Origin of the sequence: Marilutibacter maris, from assembly GCF_006546735.2 — a bacterium.
GTDB classification, from domain to species: Bacteria; Pseudomonadota; Gammaproteobacteria; order Xanthomonadales; family Xanthomonadaceae; genus Marilutibacter; species Marilutibacter maris.
Genome location: NZ_VICD02000019.1, coordinates 1 through 13,513, shown reverse-complemented (window position 1 = coordinate 13,513; position 13,513 = coordinate 1). Strand labels below are relative to the sequence as shown.

Below are 13,513 nucleotides of genomic sequence, written 5' to 3'. Positions count from 1 at the left end.
GCAGCGTCGCCAGCCGTCCCTGCCAGCTGCCGCCGCGCTTGTCGGCCTGGCCGGACAGCGTCAGGGTGCCGATGCCGCCCTGCGCATTCGCGTCCAGCGCCAGCGCCTCGACCGCGCCGCGCGCATCGATCCGGACGCTGTCGAGTTCGAGCCCGGTCTGCAGGCCCGCCGCGCGCAGGGCCAGTTCGCCGCCGCTGCCGCGCCACGGCAAGCGCCCGCGCACGCTGAGGCTGTCGGCGCGGTAGTCGCCCCAGCTCAGGCCGCTGCCGTCGAGCTCGGCATTCACGTCCGGCGCGTTGCGGGCACCGCGCAAGGCCAGCGTCCCCTGCAGGGTGCCGGCGGCGTCGGGCAGCAGGTCGGCCAGGCGCAGCGGCTCGAACCGGGCATCGACCTCGAGCGTGTCGGCCAACCGCCCGCGCGCCTCGATCCGGCTGCCGCCCAGCGACAGCGCCAGCTCGCCCTCGTAGGCTTCGCCGTCGATCCGCAGCCGGCCGTTGCCGTCCAGCGCGCGCTCGCGCAGGCGGCCGCCGAGGTCCTCGATATCGACCGTCGCCTGCACGCCGGCATCGCCGAGGGTGCCGGTGCTGGCGAGACGGCCGTCGACCGCACCGCGCCAGTCGGCCAGGAAATAGCCCGGGTCGAAGCCGGCCAGGGTCGCACGCAGGTCCCATCCCGGTTCCGGCACCCAGGCCACCTCGCCGTCGATGTCGAGAGTGCCGGTCGGCATGCTCACCTCGAAGGTTTCCAGGCGCATGCGTTCGGCGTCGCCACGGCCGTCCAGGCGCACCCGCGCCTGTTCGCCGTCGCGGGCCAACGTCGCCGAACCGATCGCGGCCCAGGCCTGCAGGGTGCCGGCGATGCCGAGGTCGGCGTCGGCGCTGATCGCCTGCGCCTGCGGATCCTCCGCGGTCGCGCCGCCCCAGCGCAGGTCGCGCGCGTTGATCGCGAAACGGATCCGGCCGCGCTCGCCGTCGCCATCGGCCGGGGCGTTGAAGTCGGCCCGGCCGCGCGCGCTGATGCGGCCGTTGAACAGCTCCAGCAGCAGCGGCTCGGCCTCGATGACCTGGTTTTCCAGGCGCAGCTTCGACGGCAGGATGCGCGCGCTCAGTTCGCCCTGACGGAACTCGCCCTCCACCGCCATCGCGCCACCGACGCCGTCGACCGACAGGGTCGCGGCCAAGGGCGTTTCCGAGGGCGCCTCGCCGGCCAGCAGTGCCGGATCCAGCGCGCGCGCATCCGCGTGCAGGCGCCAGCGCGGGGTGTCGCGCCCCTGCAGGGTCAATGTCGCCCGCAACGGTCCCGGCACCGCGCCGGCGATGCCGACGTCCATCTTCGCCAGGTCGCCATGCGCGACCACGCCGATCCGCGGCGGCGTGCGCCCGGCAGGTGCCGGCAGCACCGCGGTCGCGACCAGGTCGGTGCGGTAGTCGTCGCGCGGCAGGTAGTCGCCATGCACGCCGAAGCGGCCGCGGTCGCTGTCCACCTCCAACCGCTCCACGCTCAGCGCGCCGGGCCGCGCGCGCAGGCCGCCGCGCAGACGCCGCACCTCGATCAGCGCCTCGCCGGCGCGGGTCACCATCAAGCCGTCGATCCGCACGTCGTCGGCCTCCAGCGCCAGCGGCGGCTCGATCTCCGGCAGCAACTCGGGCCACTGCGGCAGCTCGAACGGCTCGTCGCTCTGCGGCAGCTCCAGGGTCGCGCGCTCCAGCTGCAGCGCGTCCAGCCGCAGGGTGCGGCCGATCAGCGGCTGGATCTCGGGGTCCAGGGTCACCCGCTCGGCGGTGAACACCAGTCCGTCCATCTCGAAGCGCACGCCGCGCAGGGTCATCGGCCCGGCGACCGGCCCCTCGGCCTCGCGCCAGCTCAGCGTGGCCTCGGCCGGCAGCCGCGCCACCACCTGGGCCAGCAGCAGGTCGCGGCCGCCGATCGTGGTCAGCAGCCAGTACAGCGCGGCCAGCAGCAGCACCGCCATCGCCACGACCAGCAGGCCGCCACGGATCGCCAGCCAGCGCATCCGTGCGCGCCGGCGCGCGCGCAGCTCGGCGATGCGGACCTCGTGCGGATCGGTGGCGGCGTTCTCGCTCGCGCTCACAGGTCCGCACCGATGTTGAGATAGAACTGGTACGAGGAATCCGGATCGTCCAGCCCCCTGGCGATATCCAGGCGCAGCGGACCGACCGGCGAGATCCAGCGCAGGCCGATGCCGACGCCGGTGTGCCAGTCGGGATCGTTGTCGAACGCACTGCCGGTATCGACGAACACCGCCGCGCCCCAGCTGTCGTTGAAGTAGTGCTCGTACTCGACGCTGCCGGTCAGCAACTTCTTGCCGCCGGTGTAGTAGCGGCCGTTGTCTGTCTCGATGCTCGGGCCGACCTCGTTGGTCGCATAGCCGCGGATGCTGCGGTCGCCGCCGGCGTAGTAGCGCAGGCTGGGCGGCATGCTGACCAGATCGCCGGTGAAGGTGTGGCCGGCCTCGGCGCGGGCGATCAGGCGGTCGCGCTGGCCCAGGCCGCGATACCAGCGCAGCGAGCCGTAGGCCTGGGCGAAGTTGGCGTCCGAGCCCAGCGACTCGGCGCCGGCCTTGAGTTCCACCACCGCCGATACCGCATTGCGCGGAAACAGGGTGTTGTCGGCGTTGACATAGGCCGCCCGCAGCGACGGGTAGGCGAAGGTCGCGAACTGGTAGTCGGGCAACGGCGCCAGCGCGCCGCCGCCGTCGTCGGCGGTGAAGTAGCGCCAGCGCTCGCGCAGCAGGTGCATCGACGCGGTCGCGGTCCAGTAGCGGTTGATCTGGCCGGTACGGCTGCCGACGAACTCGATCCGACGCGAATCGATGTAGTCGCTCTGTTCGTCGACCAGCTGCCCCTTGACGATGTACCAGCCGTCGCGCCAGGCGAACGCGGGAATCCGGTACTGCGTGGTCACCGCCTTCTTGTACTGGGCCCAGTCGATCTGGGTGTTGAGCTTGTGGCCGCGGTCGTTGAGGTAGCGGCGTTCCAGCCCGAGCCGGATGCCGGGACCGTCAAGGGTGCTGTAGCTCACGCCGGCGGTGTAGATGCTGCGCTTGGCCGGGGTCAGGGTGACCTCGACCGGCACCCGGCCCTCGACCGCCTTGTCCGGCTGCGGCACGATGTCGACCGCGGCGAAGTAGTCCAGCCGCGACAGCGACTGGCGGAAGCGGTCGAGCTTGCCCTGGTGGTAGTAACTGCCTTCTTCCCAGTAGACCATCTGTTCCAGCAGCGAGTCGCGGATGATCCGCTCCGGCTCCTGCGAAAAGCTTATCGGCCCCATGTCGTAGCGGCGCCCGCTCTCCCACACCAGGTCGATGTCGGCGGCCTGCTCGGCGCGGGTGACCTCGACCCGGCGCGACAGGAAATCGGCGTCGAAATAGCCGCGCTCGGCGAGCCGGCGGGTGATCCGCACCTTGCTCGCCTCGTAGGTCGGGTGCACGAAGCTCTCGCCGATCGCCGGCTTGAACGCGGCCAGGTCCTCCTTCAGATAGCGGTCGCGCGCGCCCTCGCCGATGATCGCGATGTCCGAGCGGCGCACCTTGACGGTCTCGCCGGGCTCGACCGTGATCGTCACCGACACCGTGCCGTTGTCGCGCTGGCGCTCGACCTCGATCTTCGGGTCGTAGTAGCCGAACGGTTCCAGCGCCTTGCGCGTCTCGTCCTCGGCCTGGCGCACCAGGTAGCCGACCCGGCGCCCGCTCAGCTCCTCGCCCCTGGCGTCGACCAGCGACAACGCCAGTTCCACGTTCTCGGTCATCGCCTCGTCGAGGCCGACCACGGTGACCTCGCCAATCCTGGCCGCGAACGCGGCGCCGGAGACGCCCATTGCGGCCATCGCGAACAGCGCGGCCAGCGCCGCGAGCGGGCGCGGGGGCGAGGAGGACCGGGCAACCGCGACCGGCGAACGTGAACAGGCAGACATGCGGCGAGAATACCGGTCAACCATCAAGCCTCCGTTAACGCAGACTGGCGGCAACCCCCCAGTACACCGGCAACGGCCTTTGCCGGCGCCGCTCCTACGTCAGTTGTCATGGCACCCCAGCCCCCTGAGTCAGGGGGCGATTCGTGCCGCAGGCACGAATGGGGGTGTGGAAGCGCAACGGCGGGGCCCATGGTTTGCGCAGCAAACCTTGGGAGATATCCGGGCGCAGCTGGATATCGTTCCCCCTGAGTCAGGGGGCGATTCGTGCCGCAGGCACGAATGGGGGTGTGGAAGCGCAACGGCGGGGCCCGAGGTTTGCGCAGCAAACCTTGGGGATTCCCGGGCGCAGCCCGGGAGTCGCGGCTCATGCCGCTCCTACGAAAGCAGGCCGCCGCACCGCTCCTGTAGGAGCTGCGTAAGCTGCGACCGGGCCCTCCCGTGAAAGCCTCGTCGCGGCTTACGCCGCTCCTACGAAAAGCCGGGGCGGAGCGAGGAACACGCCGCCCGGCCCCCCAAAGGGTTCAGATCGACAGGTGCTCGATCGCGGCGACGCTGCCCAGCCGCTCGCTCAGCCGCCGCAGCAGGGCCAGCCGGTTGCGGCGCACCGCCGGGTCGTCGGCATTGACCATCACCGCGTCGAAGAACGCGTCGACCTGCGGTCGCACCCGCGCCATGTGGTTGAGCACGGTCACGTAGTCGCCCTTGCGCAGGGCCTCGGCGGTCTCGCCATACAGCGCCTCGACCGCCTCGGCCAGGGCACGCTCGGCCGGCTCGCTCATCAGCGCCGGGTCTTCCATCCCGGGCACCTCGATATCGGCCTTCTTCAGGATGTTGCCGATCCGCTTGTTGGCCGCCGCCAGCGCCTCGGCCTCCGGCAGCGCGGCGAAGGTGCCGACCGCGTCGATACGGCGGTCGAAGTCGTATAGCGACTTCGGCTTCAATTCCGCTACCGCGTTGAAGTGCTGCACCGGCACGCCCTTGTCGGCGTAGTAGCCGCGCAGGCGGTCGAGGATGAAGTCGTAGAGGTCGGACGCGAGGGTTTCGGTATTGCGATCCGCGTGCGGCTGCACCGCGGCGGGCAACTGCGCGATCGCCGCATCGATCAGCGGCGTCACGTCCACATCGAACCCCGACTCGATCACCGTCCGCGCCAGCCCCAGCGCGTTGCGGCGCAGCGCGAACGGGTCCTTGTTGCCGGTCGGCCTGAGTCCGGCGGCGAAACCGCCGGCCAGGGTGTCCAGGCGCTCGGCGATCGCCAGCACCTTGCCGGCCGGCGACAGCGCGATGTCGTCGCCGCCGAAGCGCGGGCGGTAGGCCTCGTCGATCGCGTCGGCGACCGCGACCCGGTCGTCGTGGGCCAGGTCGTCCAGGGCGGCGTCCTGCATCGCGTAGTAGCGGCCGGCGATGCCCTGCAGTTCCGGGAACTCGTTGACCATGCGCGACTGCAGGTCGTTCTTCGACAGCTCGGCGGCACGTCGGGTCAGCGCCGGATCGGCACCGACCTGCGGCGCGATCGCCTCCGCCAGCGCGGCCACCCGCGCGACCTTGTCGGCGACGCTGCCCAGCCTGGCCTGATAGGTGACCTGCCTCAGGCCCTCGCCCATCGCCGCCAGGCCCTGCTTCATGTCCTCGACGAAAAAGAACTTGGCGTCGGCGAAGCGCGGACGGATCACCCGCTCGTAGCCCTTGCGGACCTCGGTCTCGTCGTTCGACTCGATGTTGGCGATGCCGACGAAGTGCTCCGACAGCCTGCCGTCGCTGTCCAGCAGCGGGAAGAACTTCTGGTTGGCCTCCATCGTCGCCACCAGCGCCTCGGCCGGCACCGCCAGGAACTCCGGCTCGAAGCCGCAGCGCACCGCCTTCGGCCATTCGACCAGGCCGTTGACCTCTTCCAGGTTGCCGGCGTCGATGCGGGCGCTGCCGCCGACCGCCTTCGCCTCGGCCTCGACCCCGGCGACGATGCGCGCGCGGCGCTCGTCCGGGTCGACCAGCACCTTGGCGCCGCGCAGCGACTCGACGTAGTCGTCGGGCGTGCTGAACCAGACCGGCTTGTCGTGCATGAAGCGGTGGCCGCGGCTCATGCGGTCGCTGCGCACGCCCATCAGTTCGACCTCGACCACGTCCTTGCCCAGCAACACCACCAGCCAGTGCACCGGGCGGGCGAAGCCGTAGTCGTGACCGCCCCAGCGCATCGGCTTGGGGATCGGCATCGCCGCGATCGCCTCGCGCAGGATTTCCGGCAGCAGCGCATCGGTGCGCGCGCCGGGCTTCACCGAACGGTGGACGAAGCGCTCGCCCTTGTTGTCGCTGGTGCGCTCCAGCGCCTGCCAGTCGACCCCGGCCTTGGCCGCGAAGCCCTGCAACGCGCGCGTGGGCTGGCCGTCGGCGTCGAGGGCGATGTTCAGATACGGTCCGAGCACCTCGTTGCGCTGCTCCGGCTGTTCGGCGGCCACGCCCGGCAACAGCACCGCGAGCCGGCGCGGGGTGTACAGCGGCCGCGCGTCGTCGCCATCGACCTCGATGCCGCGCTTGCGCAGGCCCTCGACGACGCCGTCGAAGAACGCCCGCGCCAGCCCCGGCAGGGCCTTGACCGGCAATTCCTCGGTGCCCAGCTCGACGAGCAGGGGCCGCTTGTGCTGTGCCTGGGGCGCGCTCATGCCGCCACCTCCTTGTCGCTCGCGGCCCGCCCCAACCCGGGGAAACCGAGCTTCTCGCGCTGGGCGTGATAGGCCTCGGCCACGCCCTGGGCGATCTTGCGCACCCGCAGGATGTAGCGCTGGCGTTCGGTGACGCTGATCGCGCGGCGCGCGTCGAGCAGGTTGAAGCTGTGGCTGGCCTTGCAGACCTGGTCGTAGGCCGGCAGCGGCAGCTGCAGTTCGATCAAGCGCTGCGCCTCGGCCTCGCAGGCGTCGAAGCGGTGGAACAGCTCGGCGACGTCGGCATGCTCGAAGTTGTAGGCGCTCTGCTCGACCTCGTTCTGGTGGTAGACGTCGCCGTAGCTGACCGGGCGGCCGTCGGGACCGTGGGTCCAGACCAGGTCGTAGACGTTGTCGACGTTCTGCAGGTACATGGCCAGGCGTTCGAGACCGTAGGTGATCTCGCCCAGCACCGGCCGGCACTCCAGGCCGCCGGCCTGCTGGAAATAGGTGAACTGGGTCACTTCCATGCCGTTGAGCCAGACCTCCCAGCCCAGGCCCCAGGCGCCGAGGGTCGGCGACTCCCAGTTGTCCTCGACCAGGCGCAGGTCGTGCACCAGCGGATCCAGGCCCAGCGCCTTCAACGAGTCGAAGTACAGCTCGACGATGTTGTCGGGCGAGGGCTTCATCGCCACCTGGTACTGGTAGTAGTGCTGCAGGCGGTTGGGGTTCTCGCCGTAGCGGCCGTCGGTCGGACGGCGGCAGGGCTGCACATAGGCCGCGTTCCACGGCTCCGGGCCCAGCGCGCGCAGGAAGGTCGCCGGGTGGAAGGTGCCGGCGCCGACCTCGAGGTCGAGCGGCTGGATCAGCAGGCAGCCCTGGCCGGCCCAGTACGCGTTGAGGCGCTGGATGAGTTCCTGGAAGGTCGGGGCTTGTGACATGCAGACAGGGGCGCGGCAGGAGGGCGCGCTAGTATAGCGACCCCCACCCGCACGCCGCGTCCGCCGCGATGCCGGCGGCGATCGCGCAACCGCACACCGGCTCGGAAGCCCCAGATGACCCGCACGCAGCCCAGCCACGCCCCGTCCACGCCACACGGCTCGCGCCTGCCCCCCGGGCGGCTGACCCTCGAACGGGTCGCCGCGGCCCTGGTCGAGGACGGTCTGGTCGTCGCCGAGGACGTCGAGCGCGTGCAACTGCCCGGCCACGCCCGCCACGCCAGCGAGGTGCATCCGCTGGTGCTGCTGGCGGGCATGAAGCTGCAGTCGGGCGAGGCGGCCGGGGCCGAACTGACCCTGGAACGGCTGACCCAGTGGCTGGCCGAGGTCAGCGGCCACCGCTACCTGCGCATCGACCCGACCCGGGTCGACGTCGCCTCCGCCACCGCGGTGGTCTCGCACGCCTATGCGCGGCGCCACCGGATCCTGCCGCTGGCGGTGACCGCGGAGCGGGTGCTGGTCGCGACCAGCGAGCCGAACGCGACCGCGTGGCTGGAGGACGTGTGCCACCTGACCCGCCGCGAGGTCGAACTGGCGGTGGTCAATCCGCTCGACCTGCACCGCTACACGATGGAGTTCTTCGGCGTCAGCCGCTCGGTGCGCGGCGCCGACGACGGCCAGCAGGCGAACAAGGGCATGCCCAGCTTCGAGCAATTGGTCGAGCTGGGCCGGGTCGGCGAGGTCGGCGCCGACGACCAGCACATCGTCCACATCGTCGACTGGCTGCTGCAGTACGCGCACGAACAACGCGCCTCCGACATCCACATGGAACCGCGGCGCTCGGTCGGCCGGGTGCGCTTCCGCATCGACGGGGTGATGCACAAGGTGTTCGAGATGCCGCCGCCGGTGATGACCGCGGCGATCAGCCGGATCAAGGTGCTCGGCCGCATGGACCTGGGCGAGCGGCGGCGCCCGCAGGACGGCCGCATCAAGACCCGCTCGCCGGGCGGGCGCGAGGTCGAGATGCGCCTGTCGACGATGCCGACCGCGTTCGGCGAGAAGTGCGTGATGCGCCTGTTCGACCCGGACACCGCGCTCAAGGGCATCGACCAGCTCGGCTTCAGCGCCACCGAGGCGGCGGGCTGGAACGCGCTGGTGCAGCGCCCGCACGGGATCGTCCTGGTCACCGGTCCGACCGGCTCGGGCAAGACCACCACCCTGTACGCGACCCTCAAGCAGCTGGCCACCGACGACGTCAACGTCTGCAGCGTCGAGGACCCGATCGAGATGATCGCGCCGGAGCTGAACCAGATGCAGGTGCAGCCGGCGATCGACCTGGACTTCGCCAGCGGTGTGCGCACCCTGCTGCGACAGGATCCGGACATCATCATGATCGGCGAGATCCGCGACCTGGAGACCGCGCAGATGGCGGTGCAGGCGGCGCTGACCGGCCACCTGGTGCTGTCGACCCTGCACACCAACGACGCACCGTCGGCGGTGACCCGCCTGCTCGATCTGGGCGTGCCGCACTACCTGATCGCCTCGACCCTCAACGGCGTGCTCGCGCAACGCCTGGTGCGGACCCTGTGCCCGCATTGCAAGCATCCCGAAGCGCTGGACGCCGGCGCCTGGTCGCCGCTGCTGGGCAGCGGCGCGACGATACCGGCGGACGCGACCCCGCACGCGGCCGACGGCTGTCTGGAGTGCCGCAAGACCGGCTACCTCGGCCGGGTCGGCCTGTACGAACTGCTGACCCTGACCCCGGGCCTGCGCGCGATGGTGCGCCCGGACATGGACCTGGACACGTTCACCGCCGCCGCGGTCGACGAGGGCCTGCGCCCGCTGCGAACCGCCGGCGCGGAAAAGGTCGCCCAGGGTTTGACTACAATCGCCGAAGTCGTCTCCGTCCTGCCCCCGACCGAATGAGCCCCCCGTTCCTGATCATCGAGACCGGCCAGCCGGTCGCTTCACTGCGCCGCCATCGCGGCTTTCCGCACTGGATCCGGGTCGCCGCCGGGCTGCGTCCGGACGACGCGGTGGCGGTCAATGTCGAAGCCGGCGACGCGCTGCCGGCGCACGCGGGCTTCGCCGGCGTGATCGTGAGCGGATCGGCGGCGATGGTCAGCGATCGCGCCGACTGGAGCGAGCGCAGCGCGGCCTGGCTCGGCGAGGCCGCGCAGGCCGGGGTGCCGGTGTTCGGCATCTGCTACGGACACCAGTTGCTGGCCCACGCCCTCGGCGGCGAGGTCGGCGATCATCCCGGCGGCCGCGAGATGGGCACGGTCGAGATCCGCAAGGCCGCGCCGGCCGCCGACGACCCGTTGTTCGGGCCGTTGCCGGATGCGTTCCCGGCCCAGGTCACCCACCTGCAGAGCGTGCTGCGCGTGCCCGACGGCGCCAGCGTGCTGGCCGACAACGGTCACGAGCCCTGCCACGCGTTCCGCTGGGGCGACCGCGCCTGGGGCGTGCAGTTCCATCCCGAGTTCAGCGCCACCCACATGCGCGGCTACGTCCGCGCGCGTCAGGTCGCGCTCGCGCGCGAGGGCCACGACCCGGCCGCGATCCTCGGCGGCGTCGGTGCGACGCCGCAGGCGCGGCGGGTGCTGCGCCGCTTCGTCCATCATGCCCGCCATCTGCAACGAGGCTGAGCGGCCCCCGTCAAGGTTCGCGACGACACGATCGGCTAGCATCCGTCTGCCGGTGCGGCCCCGCACCGCTCCCCCTCATCGACACGCATTGCAATGACCACACACGCAACCGGACCGCTCGCCGGTCTGTCCTGGCTCGTCCGCGGCATCAACCTGGGCTACCGCAACGCCCGCGCGACCTTCGGCGCCGCCGCCATCGTGATGATGCTGAGCCTGGTGCCGAACCTGCTGCAAGTGTTGGCGCAGTCGCTGTTCCAGCCCGGCGGATCGGGCAGCACCATCATCGCCGCGCTGACGACCGTGCTGTCGATCGTGATCCTGTCGCCGGCGATCGGCGGCTACCTGCGCCTGATCGATGCCTGCGAACACGGCCGCCCGGCCCACGCCAGCGACATCCTGCAGCCGTTCGCCCGCGGCGGCGGCGCGTTCCAGCTGATCGGCTTCGGCATGCTGATGACGCTGGCCTGCGTCGCGATCGCGGCAGTGGTGATAGCCCCGTTCGGCAACGGTCTCGACGAGTGGTACGAGCAGATCGTCGACCTGTCCCGGCAGGGTGGTCAGATCGACCCCGACAAGGTCCCGGAGCCGCCGGAAGGGCTCGCCCAGTTGCTGGGAATCGGGTCGGTGGTCGGCGTGATACTGAGCGGGATCTATGCGATCGGCTTCGGCCAGGTCGCGCTGGGGCATGTCGGCGTCGGTGCGGCGATCCGCGACGGCGTGATCGGCACGCTCAAGAACCTGCTGCCGATGGGGCTGCTGGCGATCGCGACCTTCTTCGGCTCGATGCTCCTGCTGCTGGTGCTGGCCGCGGTGATCGGCCCGATCGCGGCGGCGATCCACCCGTCCCTGTTGTTCGTCCTGATGGTGCCGCCGTACCTGGCGCTGCTGCTGGCCCTGCACGTGGTGATGTTCGGGGTGATGTACCACTTCTGGCGCGATGTCTGCGGCGACGGCACGCCGCCCCGCGACGACCAGGTCGCGGTCTAGCCGATGGGGCCCAGCGCCGCTTCCAGCGCCTGCAGGGCCAGCCGCGAAAAGGCGACGACCAGCGCCACGCACACCACGACCCCCAGCAGCACCTGCAGCAGCACCCAGCCCAGGGCCCAGCGCGGCAACGGCCGCTCGGGCGACCGGGCCCGCACCCGGGTGGCGCTGACCCGATCGTGCAGGGCGAGGTGGTGCGGCGGCGCCATCGCCATCATGTGCCCGAGATTCAGGCTCAGCCACGACAGCGCACTGGCGAGGTAGCGCGCCAGCGCACGCAGCGGCCCCAGCGCGCGGCCCTGGCCATCGACGACCTCCAGTCCGAGCACCCGCTTGCCCGGGGTCGCGCGCCAGCCCGTGGATTCGGCCGCCACCTGGTAGACCAGCCCGGCGACGACATAGCCGACCAGCACCGGCAGGCCCATGCGCACCAGGTCCGCGGCCAGCGCCAGGGTCGTCGCGCGGATCTGCGGGTCGGCCACCAGCCGCGGCGTCAGCGCCAGCGCCGGCAGGCCCTCGTTGAGGCCGCGGTCGAGATGGGTGTAGCCGCCGATCAGCAGTTGCAGCAGGTGATCGTCGAAGGCCGACGCCGCGGCCCGCACGCGGGCGGCCACGAACGGCGCGATCGCCACGCAGATCAGGGCCGCATCCAGCGACCAGGCCACATAGCGCGGCCAGAACCGGGCCGGCGCGGTCATGAATCCTGCGCGCGATCGCCCGGTGTGAGCCAACGCGAGGCGAGGATGCCCAGCTCGTACAGCAGCATCATCGGGATCGCCAGCATCAACTGCGAGATCACGTCCGGCGGGGTCACGATCGCGGCGATCACGAACACGCCGACGATCGCGTAGCCGCGGCCCTGCTTCATCTGCTCGGGGGTGACCCAGCCCAGCAGCGACAGGATCACCAGCGCGACCGGCAGCTCGAAGCTCAGCCCGAAGGCAAGGAAGATCACCAGCACGAAGTCAAGGTAGGCGTTGATGTCGGTCATCATCGCCACCCCTTCCGGGGTGATGCCGGTCAGGAAGCCGAACACCGTCGGCAGCACCAGGAAATAGGCGAACGCGCAGCCGGCGTAGAACAGGGTCACCGCCGATGCCAGCAGCGGCAGCGCCAATCGCTTCTCGCGCTGGTACAGGCCCGGCGCGACGAACGCCCAGGCCTGGTACAGCAGCCACGGCATCGCCAGCACCAGGGCGACGAAGAAGGCCAGCTTGAGCGGAGCGAAGAACGGCGAGGCGACCTCGACCGCGATCATGTGGGCGCCTTCGGGCAGCTTGGCCACCAACGGCGCCGCCAGCCAGGCGTACAGCTTGTGCGAGAACGGCAGGGTGACCAGCACCGCCGCGAGCAGGCCGAGCACGCCGCGCAGCAGGCGGCTGCGCAACTCGATCAGGTGATCGAGCAGGCGCGGCTCCTCGGCCTCAGCGGCGGCGTTGGACGCCGGCGGGGCTCCGGTCGCGGCATCCGGGTCAGGCGCGCGGTGCATGCTCATCGCCTGTGTCGGGGGCGGCCGCGCCGGTCTCGCCGTCCTCCTCGCGCCCGGAATCGGATGCCGGAGCCGCGGCGTCCTCGACTGCGGCGTCCTCGACTGCGGCGTCCTCGACTGCGGCGTCGTCGCGACGGCGGCGATCGGAGGCGTCGACGAGGTTGTCGGCGTGGCTGTCGACCGGATCGGCCGCGCGTCGGTCAGGGTCCATCGATTCGAAATCCCGCTTCAACGAAGCGCCGCTGTCGTGCAGGCGCTGGCCGGCCTCGCGCAGGTCGTCGCGGGCGTCGAGCAGGCTGCGCTTGAGCTCCTCGTCGGCCAGCTCGCGTTCGAACTCCGACCGCACCGAATACCACTGCGCGCGCGCGCGACGCACCCACAGGCCGGCGAAGCGCGCGGCCCTGGGCAGGCGTTCGGGGCCGAGCACGAGCAGGGCCACGACCGCGATCACGAAGATCTCGGAAAAACCGATGTCGAACATGGCCGGTCGGCGGGTGCGGGACGGAGCCGGATGCCGCCGCGGTCAGCGCGGCGTGCGCTCGTCTTCGGAGTTGTGCTCGCTGCGGGTCTGTTCGGACCCGGCGGCATCGTCCTTCGGCAACTGCGCGGCGGGCTTGTCGTCGTTGGAAACCCCATCCTTGAAGCCCTTCACCGCTTCGCCCAGATCCTTGCCGACGTTCTTCAGTCGCTTGGTGCCGAACACCAGCACCACGATCAGGAGCACGACCAGCCAGTGCCAGATGCTGAAACTACCCATGGGGATGCCCGTTGCGTGTGGGATGACAGGATACCGCAGCGCCGATGACAACCCATCGTCGCGGGCGGCGGGGTGGCGTCCGCCGTGCCCCGAACGGGCGCAGCGGGCGACGGACGGCGCCGACGGTC

General features: G+C 71.1%; 11 protein-coding genes. 3 read left to right on the top strand and 8 right to left on the bottom strand.

What is annotated here, in order from left to right:
- The 4 genes from FKV24_RS01885 to glyQ form a co-directional block, all read right to left on the bottom strand.
- Positions 1-2,092 (bottom strand): translocation/assembly module TamB domain-containing protein (locus tag FKV24_RS01885; protein WP_484502551.1); only part of this gene is annotated, 2,092 nt, incomplete at its 3' end.
- Complete coding sequence (locus tag FKV24_RS01880; RefSeq protein WP_141480992.1) at positions 2,089-3,846, bottom strand: autotransporter assembly complex protein TamA; 1,758 nt, start codon at positions 3,844-3,846, stop codon at positions 2,089-2,091. The genes FKV24_RS01880 and FKV24_RS01885, both read right to left, overlap by 4 nt.
- Before the next feature lie 608 nt (positions 3,847-4,454).
- Positions 4,455-6,590, bottom strand: coding sequence for a glycine--tRNA ligase subunit beta (gene glyS, locus FKV24_RS01875; RefSeq protein ID WP_141480991.1), 2,136 nt, complete (start codon positions 6,588-6,590; stop codon positions 4,455-4,457).
- Entirely contained in the window at positions 6,587-7,510 is a 924-nt protein-coding gene (glyQ, locus tag FKV24_RS01870; protein WP_111265157.1) for a glycine--tRNA ligase subunit alpha, read from the bottom strand. The genes glyS and glyQ overlap by 4 nt, the downstream gene beginning before the upstream one ends.
- Before the next feature lie 114 nt (positions 7,511-7,624).
- On the opposite strand from glyQ, the gene FKV24_RS01865 reads away from it, so the two are divergent.
- The 3 genes from FKV24_RS01865 (at position 7,625) to FKV24_RS01855 (ending at position 11,142) form a co-directional block, all read left to right on the top strand.
- Positions 7,625-9,433, top strand: a complete 1,809-nt coding sequence (locus tag FKV24_RS01865; RefSeq protein WP_141480990.1) for a GspE/PulE family protein — start codon at positions 7,625-7,627, stop codon at positions 9,431-9,433.
- Positions 9,430-10,155, top strand: coding sequence for a glutamine amidotransferase (locus tag FKV24_RS01860; protein WP_141480989.1), 726 nt, complete (start codon positions 9,430-9,432; stop codon positions 10,153-10,155). The genes FKV24_RS01865 and FKV24_RS01860 overlap by 4 nt, the downstream gene beginning before the upstream one ends.
- Before the next feature lie 93 nt (positions 10,156-10,248).
- Positions 10,249-11,142, top strand: coding sequence for a hypothetical protein (locus FKV24_RS01855; protein ID WP_141480988.1), 894 nt, complete (start codon positions 10,249-10,251; stop codon positions 11,140-11,142).
- Here the strand turns inward: FKV24_RS01855 and FKV24_RS01850 are convergent.
- From FKV24_RS01850 to tatA, 4 genes are read right to left on the bottom strand one after another with little or no spacing between them, the layout of a single operon-like run.
- The gene (locus FKV24_RS01850; protein WP_141480987.1) at positions 11,139-11,837 is read right to left on the bottom strand and encodes an RDD family protein; all 699 of its coding nucleotides are present in this window, start codon (positions 11,835-11,837) and stop codon (positions 11,139-11,141) included. The genes FKV24_RS01855 and FKV24_RS01850 overlap by 4 nt on opposite strands.
- Positions 11,834-12,628 carry a twin-arginine translocase subunit TatC gene (gene tatC / locus FKV24_RS01845; protein WP_211371752.1) on the bottom strand — a complete coding sequence of 265 codons (795 nt, stop codon included), beginning with the start codon at positions 12,626-12,628 and terminating at the stop codon, positions 11,834-11,836. Before tatC ends, FKV24_RS01850 begins: the two co-directional genes overlap by 4 nt.
- Positions 12,612-13,109 carry a Sec-independent protein translocase protein TatB gene (gene tatB, locus FKV24_RS19460; RefSeq protein WP_211371751.1) on the bottom strand — a complete coding sequence of 166 codons (498 nt, stop codon included), beginning with the start codon at positions 13,107-13,109 and terminating at the stop codon, positions 12,612-12,614. The genes tatC and tatB overlap by 17 nt, the downstream gene beginning before the upstream one ends.
- 42 nt (positions 13,110-13,151) lie before the next feature.
- Positions 13,152-13,385, bottom strand: coding sequence for a Sec-independent protein translocase subunit TatA (gene tatA, locus FKV24_RS01835; RefSeq protein ID WP_111265151.1), 234 nt, complete (start codon positions 13,383-13,385; stop codon positions 13,152-13,154).
- Positions 13,386-13,513 lie beyond the last annotated feature (128 nt).